This is a genomic window from Halogranum roseipondis (assembly GCF_059695585.1).
This window is the reverse complement of record NZ_JBUEED010000008.1, coordinates 471,107-492,862: the sequence shown is the minus strand read 5'-3', so window position 1 is coordinate 492,862 and position 21,756 is coordinate 471,107. Positions and strand designations below refer to the sequence as shown.

Annotated in this window: 14 protein-coding genes and 1 pseudogene; 11 read left to right on the top strand and 4 right to left on the bottom strand. The window is 56.1% G+C overall.

The features are described 5' to 3' along the window. Positions 1-5: 5 nt before the first annotated feature. The gene (locus EOHIBHHM_RS26215; RefSeq protein WP_497259193.1) at positions 6-1,952 is read right to left on the bottom strand and encodes an ABC transporter substrate-binding protein; all 1,947 of its coding nucleotides are present in this window, start codon (positions 1,950-1,952) and stop codon (positions 6-8) included. 123 nt (positions 1,953-2,075) lie between these two features. Between EOHIBHHM_RS26215 and EOHIBHHM_RS26210 the strand changes: the two genes are divergently transcribed. From EOHIBHHM_RS26210 to EOHIBHHM_RS26200, 3 genes are all read left to right on the top strand, one after another. After that, complete coding sequence (locus EOHIBHHM_RS26210) at positions 2,076-2,327, top strand: hypothetical protein (RefSeq protein WP_497259191.1); 252 nt, start codon at positions 2,076-2,078, stop codon at positions 2,325-2,327. An 867-nt stretch (positions 2,328-3,194) separates the two neighbouring features. Next, positions 3,195-5,495, top strand: coding sequence for a GH32 C-terminal domain-containing protein (locus EOHIBHHM_RS26205; RefSeq protein WP_497259189.1), 2,301 nt, complete (start codon positions 3,195-3,197; stop codon positions 5,493-5,495). 122 nt (positions 5,496-5,617) lie between these two features. Beyond that, positions 5,618-5,866, top strand: a complete 249-nt coding sequence (locus tag EOHIBHHM_RS26200) for a TFIIB-type zinc ribbon-containing protein (RefSeq protein WP_497259187.1) — start codon at positions 5,618-5,620, stop codon at positions 5,864-5,866. A gap of 238 nt (positions 5,867-6,104) precedes the next feature. On the opposite strand, the gene EOHIBHHM_RS26195 is transcribed toward EOHIBHHM_RS26200, so the two are convergent. Further along, positions 6,105-6,878: an IclR family transcriptional regulator gene (locus EOHIBHHM_RS26195; protein WP_497259185.1), complete on the bottom strand. Its 774-nt coding sequence runs from the start codon at positions 6,876-6,878 to the stop codon at positions 6,105-6,107. Positions 6,879-7,064: 186 nt separating this feature from the next. Here EOHIBHHM_RS26195 and EOHIBHHM_RS26190 point away from each other — a divergent pair, with 186 nt between their 5' ends. From EOHIBHHM_RS26190 to EOHIBHHM_RS26165, 6 genes are all read left to right on the top strand, one after another. Next, positions 7,065-8,723, top strand: coding sequence for a BCCT family transporter (locus EOHIBHHM_RS26190; RefSeq protein WP_497259183.1), 1,659 nt, complete (start codon positions 7,065-7,067; stop codon positions 8,721-8,723). Positions 8,724-8,861: 138 nt separating this feature from the next. Then, positions 8,862-9,995, top strand: coding sequence for a dipeptidase (locus tag EOHIBHHM_RS26185; protein WP_497259181.1), 1,134 nt, complete (start codon positions 8,862-8,864; stop codon positions 9,993-9,995). A 116-nt stretch (positions 9,996-10,111) separates the two neighbouring features. Further along, the gene (locus EOHIBHHM_RS26180; RefSeq protein ID WP_497259178.1) at positions 10,112-11,842 is read left to right on the top strand and encodes a hypothetical protein; all 1,731 of its coding nucleotides are present in this window, start codon (positions 10,112-10,114) and stop codon (positions 11,840-11,842) included. Beyond that, entirely contained in the window at positions 11,842-12,795 is a 954-nt protein-coding gene (locus tag EOHIBHHM_RS26175; protein WP_497259176.1) for a hypothetical protein, read from the top strand. The genes EOHIBHHM_RS26180 and EOHIBHHM_RS26175 overlap by 1 nt, the downstream gene beginning before the upstream one ends. Positions 12,796-13,112: 317 nt before the next feature. Continuing rightward, a complete protein-coding gene (locus tag EOHIBHHM_RS26170) occupies positions 13,113-14,558 on the top strand; it encodes an aldehyde dehydrogenase family protein (RefSeq protein WP_497259174.1) in 1,446 nt (481 codons plus the stop codon). Positions 14,559-14,909: 351 nt separating this feature from the next. After that, on the top strand, positions 14,910-15,893 hold the full coding sequence (locus EOHIBHHM_RS26165; RefSeq protein WP_497259172.1) for an ornithine cyclodeaminase family protein: 984 nt from the start codon (positions 14,910-14,912) through the stop codon (positions 15,891-15,893). 793 nt (positions 15,894-16,686) lie between these two features. Here the strand turns inward: EOHIBHHM_RS26165 and EOHIBHHM_RS26160 are convergent. Then, positions 16,687-16,890: pseudogene (locus EOHIBHHM_RS26160) on the bottom strand (transcriptional regulator TrmB); the annotation flags it as partial. Positions 16,891-17,038: 148 nt separating this feature from the next. Next, the gene (locus tag EOHIBHHM_RS26155) at positions 17,039-17,689 is read right to left on the bottom strand and encodes a helix-turn-helix domain-containing protein (protein WP_497259170.1); all 651 of its coding nucleotides are present in this window, start codon (positions 17,687-17,689) and stop codon (positions 17,039-17,041) included. Between the two features lie 130 nt (positions 17,690-17,819). Between EOHIBHHM_RS26155 and EOHIBHHM_RS26150 the strand changes: the two genes are divergently transcribed. Both EOHIBHHM_RS26150 and EOHIBHHM_RS26145 read left to right on the top strand, forming a co-directional pair. After that, positions 17,820-19,883 carry a hydantoinase/oxoprolinase family protein gene (locus EOHIBHHM_RS26150; RefSeq protein WP_497259168.1) on the top strand — a complete coding sequence of 688 codons (2,064 nt, stop codon included), beginning with the start codon at positions 17,820-17,822 and terminating at the stop codon, positions 19,881-19,883. Continuing rightward, complete coding sequence (locus EOHIBHHM_RS26145) at positions 19,880-21,736, top strand: hydantoinase B/oxoprolinase family protein (RefSeq protein WP_497259166.1); 1,857 nt, start codon at positions 19,880-19,882, stop codon at positions 21,734-21,736. Before EOHIBHHM_RS26150 ends, EOHIBHHM_RS26145 begins: the two co-directional genes overlap by 4 nt. Positions 21,737-21,756 lie beyond the last annotated feature (20 nt).

The window sequence follows — 21,756 nt, the reverse complement described above, 5'->3', positions numbered from 1 at the left end:
TTGAATTACTTTGTCTTCGCCTTGGGGTAGCCGAGCCGTAGCGGCCAGTCCTGCACGGTCGGTGCCTGCATCATCGGGTTTTCTTTGTCCTTCCACTGCCAATCCTTGGTGTCGTAGTACTCCGAAGCGAGGTAGAGCAGCCACGGACCCCAGTACGTGTCCATCCAGTTCCATACCCAGGCAATCTCTTGGATATGTGGGCGTTTCGCCTCCTCAGTCTGAGCGGCTGCGAGCTTCGATAGTCGTTCCTTGATGTTGACCTCACGGAGTTTCCCCTCGGGCTCTCCGATGGGCGGGACTTTCACGATGAACTCGCTCGTGCTCTCACCTTCCCATGACGAGACAGACTCAACGCCGAGCGGATACGCTGTCACCCACGCGGAATTGACGAGCGTCCCGTACAGACCCTGGTACGGGATTGCGACCGATTGGCCGACCCACCAGTTCGTGATATCGTAGTCGCGGTTAGCAGTCGTCTTACTGAACCATGTCGTGGGTTCCTGAACGAGCGCCTTCGTCTCGATACCGAAGTCTGTGAGCAACTGAGCGCCGGTTTGTGTCCGGTTGCTGTGGAACGACGCTCCCTTGAACGTAATTGTGAACTGCTCACCGTTGGGCTTGTACCACTTCCCATTCTTTTTAGTGAAGCCCTCGCCACGGAGGAGTTCTGCCGCACGTTCGGTCCCACCGTCGAAGTGCATGTAGTCGTCTTTGCGGTCACCGAGCCACTTATCAATGAGGGGACCAGACATCCCGGCCGAGAACGGAACGGTGTCCTTGTTCTTGTCCGAGAGTGGGAGGTTCTGCATGAGCGTTGGGTGTCCTGCTTGCCAGACGTTCGACAGTGCCCACCGGACCTTGCGGTTGTCGAACGGTTCGCGGCGGCAGTTGAAACAGAACGCACCCCCACTGTGAGTGAAGTAGGTGAGACCCTCGTAGTGATCGGGGACTTGATCGCTCTGTGCCGAAGTGAAGGCCGTGTTGTGGAGCGCGTCGGCCTCATTGTTCCGGAGCGATCGGAGCTTCTTCTGCGGAGAGTCAATCGGCAGGCCTTCGATGAGGTTGAAGTTCAAGTCGTCCGCCGTGATGTGCGGATTCGTGTAGTCTTCGTACTTCTCGAGGATGAGCTTCGTCGCCGACGCCTGTTTCGGTTTGAACGGGCCGTTCGCGAGGCCCTTCTCCAGTGCTTCATCAAGCGAGAAGTTCAGATTCGAGACTTCTTGAAGGATAGCGTTACGCTCCTTGCTGTCGGACGTGTTCTGGAGCCGCTCGAGGTAGTCGCTGTAGACGTCATACTTGAAGTTCCACACTGTCGGGGCGTCACCCATTCCGATGAGTGCGTTCTCGAACAGTCGGGTGTCGATCTTCTGTGCGAACGTCATTTCGACGGTGTGATCGCCTGTCTGTTCGACGCCCTCGATGAACTCCCAGACGGAATCGTTGTTTTCCTTCCGCCAGAGCATCTGACCGACGAAGTCCTGCGCCGTGTACGGGTCACCGTTGACCCACGTTGTATCCGAGTGTAGGTTGAACTGGACAGTCTCTCCCTGTCTGATCGTCGAGGGGTACTCCCAGTCTTCGATAAGCAGCGGGACCCACTTCTCCTCGTCAGGGTACCACTTGGCACCGATCTCGAAGACAATCTTGGCGAGCGGCCCCATGGCCTGCTTCCCGAACGGGTTGTAATTGACCTGATCGGGCCGGGTGTTCATCTGCACACTCAGATATTTGTCTCGTGGTTGGCCGCCTGCCTGGGCGGCTGTGCTGCTGCCGTCGCCACCTCCACTGCTTCCATCGCTAGTGGTGATCCTACCGCCATCTGTGCTACATCCCGCCAACCCAGCGATGCCTGCTGTCGCGAGCCCTTTCAGGATCTGTCGGCGGTGGGCAAACCCACCACTAGCCTCTTCATTGCTGTCATGCTTCGCCATATCAATGACATCTGGGGTCAAATTACTTATAATTTATGATGGTAATGTCGGTCTCATAGAAAATTGTGGACCAGTCTGGTGTTTTTCCCATGGTATCGCTCCCTCGGGTCACATTTATGCGGGCGGGGCAAGCACACTGGGAGTATGGTTCAAATACCGGACGACGTCTGGGAATCGTTGTGCGACCTCAGACCGCAATTCTTCCTGATGTTGGTGATTGCGGTGCTCCTGCTGTTCGTCTCTATCGTCACATTTCCCTTCGTCGACCCAAACTCGGCGGCAGCCGTCCTAATTAGAATCGACCTCGTGATCTTCACCGGGGTGTTGATTCCGATTAGCTACATTCTGTACCGATGCCGAAAACATAAACAGTCAGAGGAGTTTGAGGGGCTCTGAAAGATGATTAGTTCGCTAGCGGACACGCAGTATAATTTTCACACTATCTGTGAAAGCACATCTTGCATGATTGCTAATGTCGTTAATCGGTACTGTGAAAATTCTCGGTCCGTACCCAATACACCTGTTTTAAGCCCCAATTCGCCGGTTTATGCCTACCAATCGATTAACCAGGGTGGTGCATCGTTCCTATCAAGATATTTCACTCATCAGAGGAAGTTGTCTATCCACAGAGGATGGTTCTACAGTGACAGGCCACTAATTACAGCACTAATATCGTAACGCACGCTCGTCAACCGACATCCACCGTTGGGCTGACTCGGAAGTCCGTAGCTAAAGTCGACTGAGTTCCACTGACTACTGTTTGTCTATTTCGCAGCCCCGTGAGGTGCAGTTAATACTCGCCCCGAGATGGCCAACGCAGGCCATCATTACATTCTTGCTTATGTACTGGTTTTTCAGAACAAGATTCAATCTTTGCGTTTCACACTCCGTGCCGCGCCTACGGTGAGATCACTTTTGGACCGGTTCCACGTGTTACAACTGCAGTAGCACGTCAACTCTGTGGTTCATACGGTCAGTGTACATTCCCGGCAGAGGTTTTCCCAATGCCTCAGTGTTGACTAAAATCATCGGTGAGCAAGTGAATTAACACACTCTCTGTCTACGAGAGAGACTCGGTACGTGGATTACGCCTGCGTTGGTTTTCACAGTACACAATAAATGCAGGCTGGTGTCGTGAGTTGTGGATAAGTTTCGGACCCTCGGATTCTTTACACTGGTGAATCCAAATATAGCAACACATTGGTGAGTTGTGGTTCTCAGAGAACACTCATCTATTAGTAGAACCTTTGTGAAAGCTTAGGTATGCCAGACAATAGCGACACTCACACGCGAGTAACTCCGGTCGCTCGGTGGTCGTTCGACGAAGGTTCAGGATCAGAAGTCTCAGAAGCCAGGTCTGGAACGACTGCTACGGTCGAGTACGTATTCTCAGAGGCTAAATACAAGCCTGATCGTTCGCCAGAGTGGCACGAGGGTGTTCGAAATTCTTGTCTTCTATTTGATGGATACTCGACCAGTATCGAGACAGCCCTTGACAGCCTGAGAGACAGTCAGGAGAAACTCTCCGTCGAGGCATGGGTCGCACCACGGTCACACGGAATTGGAGAAGGTGACCGTCTAGAGGCCGTTGTCAGTCAACACGCACTCTCGATAGACCAGGGGTTCGAGTTCGGACTCGGCCCCCACGGGTCGTGTTCGTTCCGGGTCGGATTAGGTACTGATACAGCCGAGGTATCGTCTGATTCAGGGTGTGTTCCGACATACGAGTGGTCGCACATTGTTGGTGTCTTCGATGGTGACGACAGATCTCTCTCGGTTTTCGTGAATGGCTCGAAGGCTGCTTCGAAGGGCCTCGATGAGTCGAGGTCCATCACCCACGCGGACGTTCCTCTCTCGATTGGCAAGAGTAACCAACCGACCTACAGGGCTGGTCAGGGTAAGACGAGCGACGATGTCTTCTACATGCATATGTTCAACGGGTTGGTCGACGAGCTGGCACTTTACGAGGGCGCGTTGACAGCGGAGCAAATCGCATCGCACTATGAGCGAATTTGCTCACAACACGACGATAAAATCCCCAATGTGGGGTTTGAGGAAATCGGCTTGGACCCTTCTCTTTACAACGAGGATCGCCACCGTCCCGAGTATCATCTCATCGCTCCCGGACACTGGATGAACGAACCACACGCGCCACTGTACTACGATGGACAGTATCACCTGTTCTACCAGCATAACCCCAAGGGGCCGTACTGGGGGAATATTCACTGGGGACATTGGACCAGCGACGACCTCGTTCACTGGCGTCACCTCCCCGTCGCACTCTCCCCGGGTCCGAGCGACCTCGATTCTGACGGCATCTGGTCCGGAAACGCGACTTACACCGAGGATGGCGACCCCGTGCTATTTTACACTGCGGGGAACATGGCGAACACACCGGACCAAGTCGTGTCGACCGCGACACCGGCCGATCCTACCGACCCCGACCTTATCAAGTGGCAAAAAACAGACGAGATCATTATTGAGAAGCCGCGCAGAATCGGGCTACGGGAGAACGATTTCCGTGACCCGTACATTTGGCATGAAGACGGGAGTTGGTTCTGCCTCGTCGGGGCTGGAGTACGGGGTGGGGGTGGGACCGCTCTCGTGTACGAATCGAATACCCTAGACGAGTGGCAGCTCAAAGGCCATCTCTTCCAGACCGACTACGACGAGTACCCCGAACTAGGGACCGTCTGGGAGCTTCCAATCCTCCTTTCGCTCGGGGAAGACAGCAACGGGGAAGAGAAGTACGTTTTCATCATTAGCCCGGTCGGTTCGGGTGCCGACGTCGAGGTGTACTACTGGCTCGGCGAATGGGATACAGACGACTACCGGTTCGTTCCCGACAACGAAGAGCCCCAGCGAATCGACTACGGTGACTTTGGGTTCACGGGGCCGAGTGCGATGCGAGATCCGGAGACAGGTCGCTGCATCCTGTTCACCATCGCCCAAGACCAGCGGCGACCACAGGACCACTTCGACGCCGGGTGGGCGCACAACGGGGGACTCCCGCTAGAGCTGTACCTGACCGATGACGACCAGCTCGGAATCGACCCCATCGAGGAGCTCACCTCATTGCGTGACAAGAAACTTGTCGACGTATCCGACCAAACCTTGCGGTCGACCAACGAGGAACTGACCGGAATTGCAGGAGACACTCTGGAGATTTCGCTCGAGCTCAATTCAGACGGGGCATCGAAGTATGGAATCGAGCTTCAGAAGAACCCCGATGGCAAAGAACGGACGCTCATCTACTACAACGAGGAACGTGAGCGTATCTACACCCACCGCGAGGAGAGCAGCAGTGACCTCGACGTTCGATCTGGCTTAGCGGAGCGGAGCTCGCTGATCCACAGCGGGGAGCTTGAGTTGAATGGGAATACCCTGAGACTACACTTGTTCCTGGATAAGTCGATGGTCGAGTGCTACGCCCAATCACACAGAAGCATCACTACCCGAGTTTATCCCACCTGGCCGGGGGCAGCTGAGCTAGCCCTCTGGGCAGACGGGGACGTGACCGTAGAATCAATGCAAATCTGGGAGCTGGAAGGAATCGGGCTGTAGCACGGTATCTGGGATCGCTTCAGGGCGCGCCATCGGTCATAGTTGACCGAATCGAGCGAAAGGACGAGGAATGGGCCCCCGGAACCGGACAACTCCGTCTCGTTGTCCTTAGAATCCGTGTCATGGATGTGTCTCTAAACAATAATTCACTGCAGTCACTCGTTCAAGACAGTGGAGAGGTGTTGTGTGACGAGTGCGGACTCGTGCTTGACGAACAGCCGATTGATCGGGGTCCCGAGAAGCCGGGGTTCAACGAGGGCGACCGCAACTCGGAATCTCGTGTGGGTGCACCAGCCACACAAATCACACAAGATAATATGTTTATAATTATATGTTGGGATAGTACCGAGGCAGTCATAAATCCCGATTAGTATTTAGAAATGTAATTGGACTCAAAATGGGTGAGATGCTTCGGGCTTGAAGAGAAATCAGGGTACCCATTACTGAGAGACTGGAACTCAATGCTCCAAGTAATTGGATAGGTGTTCGAATGTCTATAGAATCGTTCACTCTCGCAGCCACCTACTTGACATTACACTACTATCGATGTAACGAGATCAGCTACCATTCCTTATAAGAACAGCCTACAGTTCAAAGAGTGGTGATCGACTACGAGTAGGTCGCCCGAATTCCGATGATGTGGGCTGCTTGCATAACTTTCTCCGGAATCTCTTCCCGGTACCGCTCACCATTCATCCGAGTGACCGGCCCGGAGACGCTGAGGGCCGCAAGCACTCGATCCTCTGGCCCAACCACTGGCGCGCCGACCGCCCGCATGCCGACGAAGCGCTCCTCATCGTTGAATGCAAACCCCTGTTCGCGGATAGTTTTGAGTTCGTCCTCGAGTTCGTCACGGTCGGTGTACGTCGAGGGCGTTCGTTCGGAGAGCTCCAAGCGGTCAAGCAGGTCTGACCGTCGCTCCTCACTTAGATGGGCGAGGTAGGCTTTCCCAACTGCCGTAGCGTGTAGGTCGACCGTCGTCCCGATGTGCGAGTCCGTCTGCACTGCTCGCTCGGTCTTCGCTTGATAAATGTAGACCCCGCGGTCCATCTCTTCGACCATCACTTGACCGTGCTCACCGATATCCGAAACGAGTTCGTCCAGTTCCTGCTTGGCGACTTGATAGAGGCTCCACCGGTCACGTGCAATGTCACCCAGGTCGAGAAACTTCAGGCCGAGATAGTACGTATTCCCTTCCTTGTCGACGTAACCTAGTCGGTTGAGCGTCTTGAGGTGGTTGTGGACTGTACTCGGCGACCAGTCGAGTTTCTCAGTCAATTCGGTGACCGTTGCACCTCCGTTGTCCCGCAGCAATTCGATAATGGTGAAGGATGTTTCTGTCGCGCCGACCGTGCCGGGTTCACGCCCCTCATCTGTGCTCATGTGAGCATTTTCGAGCGAGGATCGTATAAAACTACGGCGCCTATTCAGTATTGCAGAATATCTATTTCCCATCGGTAGAATTAGAGGCTTCCAGTTGTTGTTTCATCTGCGGTGATTGGTCGTGGTACGTTGCCACGACCCCAACCTATACATGTAGTGAATAAACATGATGTACCGTGTCCAATCATGACACAATCAACTGAACCGGGTATCTTCAGACGGTTCATAGACGAAATCGATCCGATCCCGTTCGTGTTCGGGGCGCTTGTCACGTTCATCTTCATCGGACTAGCAGCGTTCAGAACAGAGTGGGTGTCAAACCAAATTAGCAACGCGTTCGGCGTGTTCGGAGAGGGACTCGCCTGGCTCTACCTGTTGTCGATGCTCCTGATGCTGGTCGTCTGTGTTTATCTGATGGTCAGCCCGTACGGTCGAATCAAACTCGGCGACGGGAAACCGGAGTACAGTTACTTCTCGTACCTGGCGATGTTCTTCTCCGCGGGCCTATCCGCGGGCATCGTCTTCTTCGGCCCCGTTGAAGCGCTAACGCACTACAATTCTGTGCCACCGGTGTTTGGGTCAGTCGCCGAAGCGGGGACGAAGAGTGCGATGGTACCGGCGCTCGCGTACGCCATTTTCCACTACGGCATCTCCGCATGGGGTGGATACTTGGCGATTGGAATTCCAGTCGCGTACTATGTCTACAACTACGGCGCGCCATTCCGGACCTCTACGGTCCTCATGCCGCTGCTTGGACGCGACAATCTTGACGGTGTTGTCGGCCGAACCATCGACACCCTGGCGGTCGTCGCCACGCTCGGCGGCATCGCAACCGGCCTTGGCTTCATTGCCACACAGATATTGACCGGCATCACCTACCGCACCGGCTTCCAGTTTGGCAACTTAGAAACGGTGCTTGCGATTACAGGAATCACGATTATCTTCACTATCTCACTAGTCGCCGGCGTTGATCGTGGAATCCGGCGGCTCTCGGACTTTAATATCGGGATGATGGGTCTGCTCCTGATCGCAACGTTTGTCGGTGGTATCCTGCTGCCCAGCATTTCCGAACTCGCGGTGCTGAACACTGGTGCACTGGCGATTGGGACATACGTCCAGAATTTCTTCCAGATGAGCTTGTTCACCGGCGTCGGAATCGATGGAGGAACGGGTTGGACGTCGTTCTGGACGGTCTTTTACTGGTCCTGGTGGATCGCGTGGGCTCCGTTCGTCGGTCTGTTCCTCGCACGCATTTCGAGGGGACGGACCATCCGCGAGGTACTGTTCACCGCACTGATCGCGATGACGCTCATCTCGGTCGTCTGGTTCACTGTCGTCGGTGGGACGTCGATGTGGCTCCAACAGACCGGGACCGCCGACATCCTCGGCGCAGTTTCCGAGTTCGGTAACGGTGTCGCCGGGTACGCCCTGTTCGGTGCGTTGCCCCTAGGTGAACTCTGGCAGCCGCTGTTCCTCATCTTGGTCGTGACGTTCTTTGCGACCTCGGCTGACTCATCAACGCTAGCCGTGGCCATGTTGACGACCGGTGGGAAGGAGAACCCTTCGAGCCTCAACCGCGTTTTCTGGGGCGTCCTGCAGGGCGTCATCGCGTCGATTCTCGTCGTTCTCGGTGGCGCGAGCGCACTTCGATCGTCCGTCATCATTACTGGTGCTCCGTTCGCCATCGTTTGCGTACTGTCGCTGTTCGTCTTCCTCCGAGAACTCGGGCGGGACCACACGAGTCTTGTCTTCGATAGCGATCAGTCATGGATTCGGAGCCCTGACACTTCGGAGGGAACAACCCCACGCGTCAGCGAGGAGGTGACCGGAAGTTCCGACGACTAAATATGGGATTGATTATAGACACTACGTCTCTCACGTACGTCACCTCAAGATGGAGAACAGAGACGTCTCTTGGAACGGTTCAGCGCCACAAGCATCGTGTGCCAAAAATTGACACAACACACATTTCGACATAGATCCATGGAGAACAAACGGCCAGTATTCGATTATACGTCATCTGCTCCCTGGGAGCAGGTGATCAGAGCGTACGGTGACGTCAACGACGTGAACAACGCAGTCAGGGATTTGGTCGCCAACGGGTACTCAAAGGGCGAGTCCTGGGAGGCGATCTGGGACCACGAGGTCCGTCGGTTCGAGACCGACTCCGAGTTCCGCAAAGCAGTACAAGAGATCTACCAGACCGCAGGCGTCGACCTACTCAGCGTCACGCCCTGGACCCACGACCCCTCGGTCTCAGAACGTGCTGGCCAGCGACGGGACCTCGCACGTTGGCAGTCGCGGTTCGACGCGGCCGACTGGCTTCACAAGGTGACCTCACCAGAGGAGGCACGACGAGTCGCCGCTGACGGTGACGTGGGAATCATACTGAACACACAGAATGTAGGGGCCGCAATCGACGGATCTCTCGAGAAGATCGATGTCCTCTACAACGAGGGTGTCCGGATATTCCAGCTCACGTATAACTATCAAAACCGACTCGCGACCGGCTGCAACGATCCAGCTAACGGTGGCCTCTCGAAGTTCGGACGGGCAGCCGTCGACCGAATCAACAAGCTTGGTGGTATCGTAGACGTCTCTCACTGCGGCAAGCAAACGACTCTCGATACCGTCGCGTACTCGGATAAACCAGTCGCAGTCACCCATGCGACCTGCCAAGCAGTTTCTCAGCATTACCGCGGGAAGTCTGATGAGGAGATCGAAGCACTGGCCGCCGCCGACGGCTACATGGGCATCGTCACGCTCCCCTGGTTTATCGCCCCCGGCATTGACAACCCAACTCTCGACATCTTCCTCGAACATCTCGCCCATGCCTGTTCGATTATGGGAGCGGGCAATGTCGGCCTCGGGACGGACTTCTACCCGGCGGATTCGCGGTTCCCCGGTGAACTGCTTGAGTACTACAAGGACCACATCGTAGAGCTCGGGTTCGACCGCGAGAAGGTCGAACAGCGCAATATTGCGGCAGGCATCGGGGAGTTCGAGACGTACGAGGACTGGCCCGTTATTCGAAGGCAACTTGAGGAACGGTTCCCCGAGGCCGCCGGGAACATCCTCGGTGAGAATTTCCTCACGTTCTGGGAGCGTTCACGATAACCTTCGAGTTCCGTGCGGTGTTGCACAGCGGACGTGATAATCGTGAGGAGGGCGTGCGGCCTCCAGCCACGTCAGCCACTAACTATGACAAAAGATACTAATGGAGTGAACCGAGAATGGAAGCTAGAATGAATGCGGATCAACAGACAGGGGAATTCGACGTACATTCCCTCCGCGACCCGTCGACGTTGATGCAGCCCGAGCGGCTCGGCTCGCTGAAGCAGACACGGTTGAGTTTCGCGCGGTTATTGGTCGATAAGATGGTTGCCGAGCAATGGGAAATAACGCGGACGGAGCTGTCTTTCGACCGTGCGGGTAACGGGCGCGCCATCTACAGCATCGAGACCCCGTCGAAGCGCTTCTCGTTCGTCGTATTCTCCAGAGATACCGGCGAAGAGGAAAACTCGGCCCGCATCATCGCCGAGAACTGGGATATTCGAGCGTTCCTCTGTGAGGGTCAGGTGTCCGAGGAGCTCATCCAGCACCAGCGCGAAGAGCTCCCGCACGTGATGCGAGGACGGGCTACCCCCGATGTGCTAATCTGGACGCGGGCGAACCGAAGTTCGCGCTTTTTCGACCACATTGTTGAGTCGCTGGTGTCAGGCGATCAACCCGACATCGACCGACTCGCTCAGGGTGGCTATTTAATGCGTTCGTCGGGCTACTACGGTAACGGACTGAATGGGACAAAAGTGTTCAAGGCGCTTGACGGTGACCATCCGCTGAAGGGACCGTACATGGCGCAGATGCTCACTGTCTACCTGCTTCGAGTCTTTGGCTACGACCTCGCAGAGCAGATGGCGAAAGCGCGGAACCCAGACGCGAACACGCTTTGTCCGGACATCAAGCGGTACCTCGGGACGGGCAACTCATCTGGAATTGGAATCATTCAACACGTCGTCACGCACCCGCAGCTGCTCCACGCTTGGCTCCAAGCCAGAGAGGTTGCACTCGCTCGGGCAAAGGCTATCGACCCGGACCCAGAAGACGTCCAACGCTTCGGGTACGTCGTCGAGAAAGCCCAGCGGTGGTTCGACGAGGACGAGAGTGACACCAGACACTTTTTCACCTCGAAGGACCGCATTGCCGACGAACTGGAGCAAGTCTATCAGGTCGTTACGCAACTGGACCGTAGCGCAGGCGACGAGCCGTTGTGGACGCGACTGTGTGAGTGGGCTGAATCCGAACTCACGATGGAGACCCAAGAGGTTCTGCACTCGCTTCTTATCGACGTCCACCCTGATGTCTGTGAGGGATTAGCGTCCACATTAACTGTCTCAGAGAAGAACGACGTCGAGCCGTCGGTGTCGCTCTCGACGTTTCGCTCGCTCCTCACCGAAAATTACCAGTGGGCGCTTGACGTCGACCTATCTGCCCCGGACGCCACTCATTACTTCTGGTACCGGTCTATCGAGAACGAGGAACCGCGTCTGGGTGTGCGAGGGAAAGACGACTATGAGGAGTATGAACTCCAGATTGACATCGCTCGCCAAGTCCAGCGACTCCAAGCGGACCTGGAGACATTTGATTCAACCGACACCGTCGCCGAGTTCCTCTTCGAACACCCTCAACACCGCTACATTGTTGAGCGCGTTCAGACCGTTCACAGTCTCGCCTACGCAGAGGTCCGTGACAACCCGCTCGATGCTGATGTTGTCCCACTGCACTATATCTCCTGTCTCAAGGCTATCTGGGGCATCCAAAAAGCACACCCCAAATCCAAGGGGTGGGTCCGTGGGACGTTCTTCCAGGGTGCCCCGCTCCCCGATGAAATTGCAGCTGGCGAGGATTCCTACTGGGTATACCCACCAAAACCAGCGCAGGCGAAACCAGAGGTGAAAGGCTGATGCAGGTGAGCATCAGGGAGGTGCTGCAGCTCGCCGAGCGCTGCTTTGCGGCCGCGGACTTCTCGAAGGGAACTGCCCGGGCGAACGCGGAATCCATCTGGTGGACTGAAGCCTACAGGGGGACGGGACTCACAGCACTGCACGACCTCCTTGGAGAACTCGAAATGTGTGACCGCTCGGAACTCAGCTTGCGGGAGCAGAGCGCGACAGTGTCAGTGATCGACGGTCAGACTCAACCGAGCATCGTCGCGAGTGATCCCCTCCTTGACCTCGCATCCTCACAGGTTGACCGGCATGGCGTTGGACTTGCCTACGCGACCATTAATGCGAATGACACGAGTCTCCCGACCATTGGCCACGTAGCGTACAAGGCCGCTGAACGAGATCTGATATCGGTTCTCGTGTACACCGACGGAACCGATTCTGGGACCATCCTCGGTACCCCGACCGACTGGAAGCCGCTAATCGCGGAGGCGTCACTTGCAGCGCCCCCGGCGAGTCTAATCGACATTCGGAATCTCGTCGAGTCGAGGCATCACCAGCAGCAGAACAGCCTACTGATGCAGGCGTTCTTCGATGCGAAAGCCGACGAGAACACTGAGGTTGCAGACGAACGACTTCTCGAACGGGTTCTACAGCGCGCCACCGAGCCGGCTGCGTCTCCCGAGGTAGTCGCTGAACCAGGGGTTGCGCTGCTCTGTTTCGACCCGTCTCACCCGCGTTATTCTAAGCACAGTCAGCGACTCGTCACGCAGTTCGTCGACAACAAAGAGGAACAGTTCTCTGAGGTGTTTCGCCCAGAATACATCGAAAAACAGGTAAAGACACTAATGCACGAAGGCGTTGAGGTGAATCCCAGCGTCTGGGAGGACATTTTCGAGTACAACACAGGCGTGCTCACGCCACCCTTCGAAGGGTCTGAGCAAGGTGCTGGATTCGGCCTGAACGATTGATGGCTTTCGTCTCCACGCCCATCGATTTGTACGTGAGAGCTGACTCAGTGACTGCCGAACGCCTGAATCGACCTCTCCAAATCACATCGAAATTTTTAGGTGGGCGGAGATTGTGCACATTGATAACACCAGTCAGAGAAACTGGTTTGCGCAGCATTGACCACGAGGGTGGTACGACCGCATAGCGGACGAGCCCCGACGTCAGCCACTTGGGTCGACGATCTGGGCGCTACCCGCGCAGTGACGTATGCGGTTTGCTCTGTTCTCGTGGCCCCCAGCGGATGCTGTGTGAGAAGCGATAGACACGGAACACACCCATGACAGAAACCGATATGCAATACATTGACGGCGAGTGGATCGACGGTGAGAGTACAGATGAGATTGTAGTTCGGGACCCGACAGTGCCCGACGACCCTATTGTCTCGTTCTCCGGTGCGAGCCAAAAACAGGCCGAACACGCGGTGAGGGCAGCCGACAAGGCGAGTAAAACCTGGGGACAGACGACCCCTGCCGAGCGCGAACCCATCTTCTACGACGTCGCAGACCGCATCGAGGCCAACCAGGAGGAACTCGTGGAGACGCTTACCCGCGAGGAGGGTAAGCCCATCTCCTCAAGCCGCGGAGAGGTCGCCCGGGCAGCTGAGATATTCCGGTTCTTTGCCAGCTATGCGCGGACTGCAACCGGCGACACCATCCCCTCGAACGATCCCGACACGTTCACCTATACATTCCGGGAACCACTCGGCGTCGTGACCCTCGTGACGCCATGGAACTTTCCGATCGCCACCCCGAGTTGGAAACTTGCGACAGCGCTTTCGACAGGGAATACCGTAGCGTTCAAACCCTCGTCAGAAACTCCGCTAATTGCGAAGCGACTTGTCGAGCTCCTTGAAGAGTCTGGGCTCCCTGACGGGGTCGTGAATCTCGTTGTCGGGTCTGGCGCGACTGTTGGCGACGAACTCACGACCAACGAGCGTGTCGACGGCGTCTCCTTCACCGGGTCCACGAACACCGGTCAGCACATCGCGGATAAGGTTGCCGACCGCATCCCGGTCCAAACAGAGATGGGTGGAAAGAATCCACTCGTGGTGCTGCCGGATGCTGACCTTGACGCCGCCGCAGACGCCGCGGTTGCCGGTGCATTCGGCGCAACAGGACAGGCGTGCACCGCAACCAGTCGTTTAATTGTCCATGAGGAGGTCGCTGACGAGCTGTCGGAAGCAGTTGTTGCCCGTGCGGAGGCACTCTCTATTAGCGCGGGAATGGACGACCCTGATATGGGGCCGGCCGTCTCAGAGGGAGAGGATGAATCGAATTTCCACTACATTGATGTCGCAAAATCAGAGGGCGCAACTCTACTCACTGGCGGGGAGCGCCCCGAAAGACTGGATTCTGGCTACTTCGTCGAACCGACCATCTTCACTGACGTTGACTCTGAGATGCGCATCGCCCAAGAGGAGGTCTTCGGCCCCGTCCTTGCCATCATTGAGGTTTCCGACTTCGAGGAAGCCGTTACCGTCGCGAACGATGTCGACTTTGGTCTCTCAGCAAGCATCTTCACCAGTGACATGGCACATTCCCGGGCGTTCACCCAGCAAGTTGAGGCCGGGGTCATCAAGGTAAACGGCACCACGACCGGGTCACAGATTCAGCTGCCCTTCGGCGGCATGAAAGCTTCATCCGCAGAAACACAAAAGGAGATGGGCCAGCGTGCCTACGAGTTCTACACCCACGAGAAGGTTGTCTACCGAACGGATCCGTAAGGAAACGGAGTGACTGAACGCTCGGAAAGAATTCTAGCACACGCTTTTCCGTCCTTTCAGGACGAACGAATTTCGACAATTGCCGTATAAAGATTTAACCTATTGTCGATTGTAGACGAGTCTGTATGCGATGTCCACAGTGCGACACGACACTCACCTACCTGGAAGAATATCACGACAAATTATTCGTCTGTGATTCATGTAGCTACAGATTGCCCAGAGGGGCGGACTAAAAGCGTGTACTCTGAGTGACGACCGCTGACCACCGCCAGTTTGTAGAGCCCCGGACCAGACACTCACAGAGATAAAATACATAATAACCACAATCGAATCATGGAGCACTACTAACGAATGGCCACGAAACTGTACTCAAAACACGACGTAGAAAGATGTATCGACCTGCAGAGCGCCCTTGAGTGTGTTGAGAAGACGTATATTGAGACCGCCCACGGCCGAGTCTTGAATCCGCCGAAATTGACAATGCACCTCGGCGATGACGGTGAATGGCCGGATCTGAACGCGTTTTCAATCAACATGCCAGCGTATGTCGACTGGCTCGGTGTCGCCGGAACAAAGTGGGCCGTCGCGACTTGGGACGCCGAGACCGAAATGCCGATCAGTTCGCGTATTCTCCTATTCGATCTCGAACGCGGCGAGTTCAAATCAGTTATGGAGGGAATGCACCTGACTGGCATACGGACCGCACTCCAGTCTGTTGTCGGGTTACACCACCTCTCGCCGACGACGCCACGGTCGATCGGCGTCTTCGGTGCCGGCTTTCAGGCCGAGTTCCAGCTCCGGGTTGTTGATATGCTTACCACAGTCGACCAATTCAGTATCTTCGATACCAACGGTGAACGCGCCCGCAACCTTGCAACTCGGCTCCGTCCGCAGCTTGACGCTGACCTCACCGTCTGTGAGGACCCGGAAGCAGTCGCTGCAAACGACGCCATCTTAACGGTCACGAACTCGAAGACCCCGGTACTAGAAGAAGCGTGGCTCACCGATGACGCGCTCGTCATCGCACTCGGCTCATACAGGGAACTGCCTGACGACACTATCCTCGCGGCCGACCATATCATCGTTGACGATGTTGAGCAGTGTCTTCAGCGCGGTGCCCTCTCAGACATGGCTGATCGTGATGAGATGACGCAAGACGAGTTAGACGCGACAATCGGTGAGGTACTCATAGACGCCTACGTAAGCACCGTTGAGACTGACGACCGGATCCTTTTCGTTCCAATTGGCATGGGCTCGCTTGATGTCGCGCTCGCCGAACACGTCCACGAGCATAGGATCGAGCAAAATGATCCGGGAGAGTTCGAGTTCACCTGACGAATATCTCGCATTCGACACTGCCGATATTACATGGTTTGATTATAAGCGCATGTCACAGGAGATGCTCCCCTCCGGCGACGATGAGAGCTGGATGCTCTTATTGACCTAGTCAGGCCACTATATAGTAACGAGTGCAGGTCATCACACACCCGACCACTGTCGTGCGGTCGGGTGTGTAGACCATCGGTGTTCGGTTAACACTGAGAGTAATATTTGGTGCTTGCATGAACGGCTGAACTCAGCCGTTTTGGGATCTTTGCTCAGATCTCAGTAACCGCTAATTCGCCACCCACGGCCTTAATCGAACACGAATTGTGTGTAGACAGTTGTACGAGCTACTATAGAGCATATCCGAGATCTTGCAGCCGAGATTCGACAGTGTTCATGATGACGTTCAGCGATCGTTGGGTGGGAAATGCATGACAAGCATGTACTACAATTGTAATTGGATCTATGGTCTGGTGAATGTAGTGGCGGAGATTTGTGGACGAATTAGGGATTATGTATGCCGAACCCTACAGATATGAGTATATATCTTATATAAAAATGGATATGAAATATTCTTCTACGGTACTACCTATATTGTAGATCTATTCCTGGCTTCCGCGATATATCGCGTTCTATGGGTATATATACAAAAATACGCAATATCAAAAACTGTTCAAGCTCGTCGATATCGTCATCCACTCCAATTATTTCTATGTGAATTGGATACGAGTTCCTGGACGGCCTCTTTCGAGAGGGTAGCGACTGAGTAGTTTGGAATCTTAGTAGTTCTGACCTCCCCTCCAAGTGTTTCGACTGTCCGGTGTCGTTTATAATAGAGTACCTTGAGCGCCTTGCCCGTCAACAACTCGGGGAAGTCGATGTAGGAGTGCTGGCGGACGCGATCTTGGTATATTTCGACCGCCCGTGCATTCGAGGGAACGACTCGCTTCCAGTAGACGTCGCGTTCCGTGTAGACCAAGCCCTTCTCAAGAAGGTCCGCGATAGCTATCAGCTCTTCATTGGAGTCACTTGACCCGGTCTGTTCGGCTTGATTTACGCTCGCACCTCATCTTCTGAGCGGGGGTCCGCAGATGACGTCGTTAACCTACGGTCTATCACGTCCCCCAAGCACAGTCGGTCTGGATCTCTTTTTGCTAGGTGCCTGTTCGCCTGTACTCGTCGGGTAATGACGCCGAAAGGAGGGTTCGCTCCGCTTTCCGGAGGTGTTCGTGTAGTGTCGCACGAGAAATGTTCAGTTCGTCGGCGAGTTCACTATTTGTTATTTTCCGCGGCCAGTCGTAGTAACCACGTGCAAGGGCTTCGGCCGTGACTTCGCGCTGTCGTTCAGTCAATGGCGACTCCGAGTTGCCGCGGAACTCCTTCAGTTTCCCGAGCGTAACCGTCCCAAAACTCGATAAGTCGTCGAGGATATCCTTCAGATGTTCACGTCGGAAGACGAGGACGTGATACTCACGCTGGCGGCCAGAGACGGTGTTTGACCGACGAAGCGTCCCGTGATTTTGGTAGATAGCACTGTAAGCACCGCAGGATGGTTTTGTTACGAGAAGATTGTCATCGTTCAGCCGCCGGACATGTTTGACATGGTCAGTCGCTTCTAATTCCGTTTGAAATTCGTCTGCGTGCGAACCGGCGCGAAGGACGAACGTCACGAGCCCGTTCTGTATCTCCTCGATCTCGATGGGAATTGGCGTCTTCACATCCGCGGTGAGTCGGCGGAGGACACACTCTCGATGCTGGGTGAAGTGCACGGTCGCGGTAAACATCGCTGGGTGGGTTGTGAACACAGCCCATGTCTAAAAAGCTGCGTGACAAGAGAGTGAGTCATCACGTCCGGCGTCCATATATAACGAACCAACACGTGTTGGGACAATCCTTACCGGCCAACCTCTCGAGTTTCCTGATGTACGATACCACATGACACATAATCTCGGCGTCGACGTTGGTGGGACCTTCACGGACGTTATTGTGTTCGATGAAGCAACCCACGAACTCACGATAGATAAGGTGCTCTCGACACCGGCAAACCCATCAGAGGGTGTGTTGCACGGCATCAAAGAGGCGACGACGAAGGCGAACACATCTGTGTCGGAGCTCAACTTGTTGTTCCACGGCACGACGGTCGTGACGAATATGCTCTTAGAAGAGACGGGCTCGCGCGTCGGCTTGATTACGACAGCTGGACATGAGGATATCCTTCATCTCGCACGTGCGTGGACACCTGGCCCATTGTATGGCTGGATGGGAATGGAGAAACCAGACCCACTTGCTGATCTCACAGACACTCGGGGGGTCGCCGGTCGGATTACCTCTCCAGCAGGCGAGGAAACACAACCACTCGACGAAGATGCGGTTCGAACGGCCGTTCGGGAACTCGATGCAGCGGGCGTCGAGTCACTCACTGTCGCACTGCTCAACTCCTATCTCAACCCGGTCCATGAACAACGCGTCCGCGACATCGTCGCCGAAGAAGCACCCGACCTACCGGTCTCGATCTCCTCCGAAATCGTCCCTGAGTACGGCGAGTACGAACGGACGCTGACGACCGTCATCAACGACTACGCCCGCCCAACTGTCATCGACTACCTTGATGATCTTGATGATTCCCTGGCTGCGGCCGGGTCGTCAGCGACGATGAACGTTGTCCGTTCAGATGGTGGTCTCATGAGTAGTGGCGCCGCGAAGGAACGACCAGTCGAACTTGCGCTATCGGGTCCCAGTGGCGGCGTCGTTGGCGCAGCGACCATCGCCTCGAAAAAAGGTGTCTCAGACGTGCTGACGCTCGATATGGGCGGCACATCGACCGACGTCTCGCTCGTCGAGGCCGGCACACCCGAGACAACACGACAGACAAAGGTCGGGTATCGTGAGTTCACCTCACGGTCTGTGGACGTGAATACGGTCGGCGCGGGCGGTGGCTCCATCGCTCGCGTCCAGTTGAACGGATCGTTGCAGGTCGGCCCAGAGAGCGCCGGTGCGGACCCAGGTCCGGCGTGTTACGGGCAGGGGGGTGAGGATCCGACAGTAACGGACGCAAACGTTGTCCTTGGGCGGATCCCACCGTCGGTGCAACTCGGCGGGCGAATGGACCTTGACAGGGAGGCTGCCCACGATGCTGTGGCAACCATCGCCGAGGAACGCGGCACGACAGTTGAGGAGGCTGCACAAGCCATCCTCGATATCGTCAACGAAAACATGCACAGCGCGCTCAGAGTCGTGAGCGTTGAACGCGGGTACGACCCTCGAGAGTTCGGACTCGTCGCGTTCGGTGGCGCAGGACCGATGCACGCGAATGCACTTGCAGATGTGATGGGTGCGTACCCACTGATTATTCCACCGGGGCCAGGTGTGATGTCCGCCTTCGGATTCCTCACCTCGGACATCCAAAACGAGTTCGCCGAAACGTATCTCGAGACCGAAGCGGACGTTGACGGCGAAGACGTGTACGACGCGCTCTCGGCACTCAGAGCGGAGGCAAGCGAGTGGCTCCGCTCAGAGGGTGTCGGGGAAGACAACCACGCGTTCGACTACTTCGCCGACTGCCGATACTTCCGGCAGGATATCCAGATGTCCATTCCGGTGACCGTGGAGCACCTCCGCGGCGAAACCGGACTCGCAGAGATCAAAGACGACTTCGAGGCCCGTCACAACCGACAGTTTGGGTTCTCCCTCGACGCCCCCCTCGAAATCGCAAACCTCCGCGTTGTCGGCAAAGGGACGTTACAAGGCGTCACCATCGAGGAACACGAAGAAGTCGACGCCGACCCAAGCGAGGCCGAACTTGGTGTCAACGACGTGTTCTTCGACGACGAATTCTACGAGACGACGATCTACGACCGCAGCAAACTTCGTTCGGGGAACGAGCTTGCGGGCCCCGCCATCGTCACGGGGGATGATTCGACAGTCGTCGTCCAACCGGACCACGTCGCGACTATCGACCGCTATGGAAACATCGAGATTACTCGAGGTGCAGACCAATGAACGACGCAACACCAGACTTCGTCGGCGACCACGACGTCGACCAGACCACACTCGATATCATCGAGAGCACGCTATCGAATACCCGCTACGAGATGGACCGAGTCGTCGAGACAACGGCCATCAGTCCTGTCATCCGCGAGCAGTCCGACCAGTTCCCGCTTATCGCCGATGCACAGGGGCGGATGGTGATGGGCCAGTTCGGGTCGGCTATCGACACCATCCTCGAGAATTCGCCATTCGAACGCGATGACCTCGAAGAGGGGGACGTTATCGCCACCAACGACCCCTACATGTGCGCCGGTGCAGTCTCGCACACGCCGGACATGCTTCTCTTGCGACCCATCTTCTACGAGGGCGACCTCGTCGGCTTCTCCAGCCAATGGGGGAACCTGATGGACGTCGGTGGCAAGACACCTGGCAGTATGCCCGTGCAGGCAGGAACTATCTTCGAGGAGGGGATGCGCCTCCCACCAGTCAAACTCTACAAGCGTGGCGACATCGACGCTGAACTGCTTGATGTGTTCGTCCACAACACACGACTTCCTGACCATGCGGAGGCAGACATCAAGGCACTCGCGGCGGGGACGAAAGCTGCCGAGACGCGAATCGTCGAACTCTGTGACCGCTTCGGCAAGGAGACGTACCTCGAAGCCTGCGATGCCATTCTCGATCGAACCCGCGACGGTATGATCGACCTCATCCACGAGTTCATCCCCGAGGGCGAGCGCTACACGTTCGAAGATTACGTGGATGACGATGGGATGGGGAACGGTCCCATCAAACTCCATCTCGAGATCTATCGGGACGGAGACACGGTGTACCTCGATTGGACCGGTACGGACGCACAAGTGCCGGGGACAGTGAACTTCCTCCTGAACGAGGAGATGTTCAAGATGTTCACGGGGGTCTTTCTCATCATGGCGTTCGATCCCCTCCTCACATTCAACGACGGCTACTACGATCTGTTCGAGGTCACACTCCCCGAGGGGTCTGTCCTCCAACCGGAGTTCCCAGCCGCACTCGGCAACCGACTGCCGCTGATGGCTCGGCAGTTCGACGTCTTGCAAGCGACGTTCTCGAAACTCATCGACGGCTTCTCCGTCGCGGGGAGTTACGGCACCTCACCAAACCTCGTCTACGCCGGCACCGACTCGGAGGGCAACGACTTCCAGATGCTCGAAATTCTCTACGGCGGCATCCCGGCTCGTCCAGGCGGCGATGGCCTCGATGGCCACTCGTGGTGGCCGCTGTTCCGAACGGTTCCTGCGGAGTATCAAGAGGCGTATTACCCACTGACGATAGACGAGTACAGCACACGGGCTGACACCGGTGGTTCTGGCGAGTTCCGCGGTGGGCACGGTATCACGAAGGTGTTCACCTTCGAGGAGGATGGTGCGATAACCTTCCAAGACGACCGTGCGCATACGTACCCCTGGGGCGTTGACGGGGGCAAGCACGCCAAGACGAGCGAGAAGCGGCTGATTCGGACAGACGGGACCGAAGAGGATCTGCCATCAAAAGTCGAGAACGTTGCAGTGGCAGCGGGAGACAAACTGGTCTTCAGCACCGCTGGCGGTGGTGGCCTCGGTGATCCCCTCGACCGCGATCCCAATGTCGTCGCCCGTGAAGTAAATCGTGGACTTGTCTCTCAATCGGCCGCTGAGACCGAGTATGGCGTTGTCATTGCAGACGACGGCACAGTGGACGAGCGCGCAACAGCGGATCGACGCACTGAGATCCGCGAGACGCGTGATGAACCCGACCAGTTCGACTATGGCCCACTCCCAGATGAGGATACCCTTGGGGAACAGATTAGCGATGAACGCCGCTCGTTCAAGAATCGACACAGCTGAGCCATCGGTAGTATCCCCAC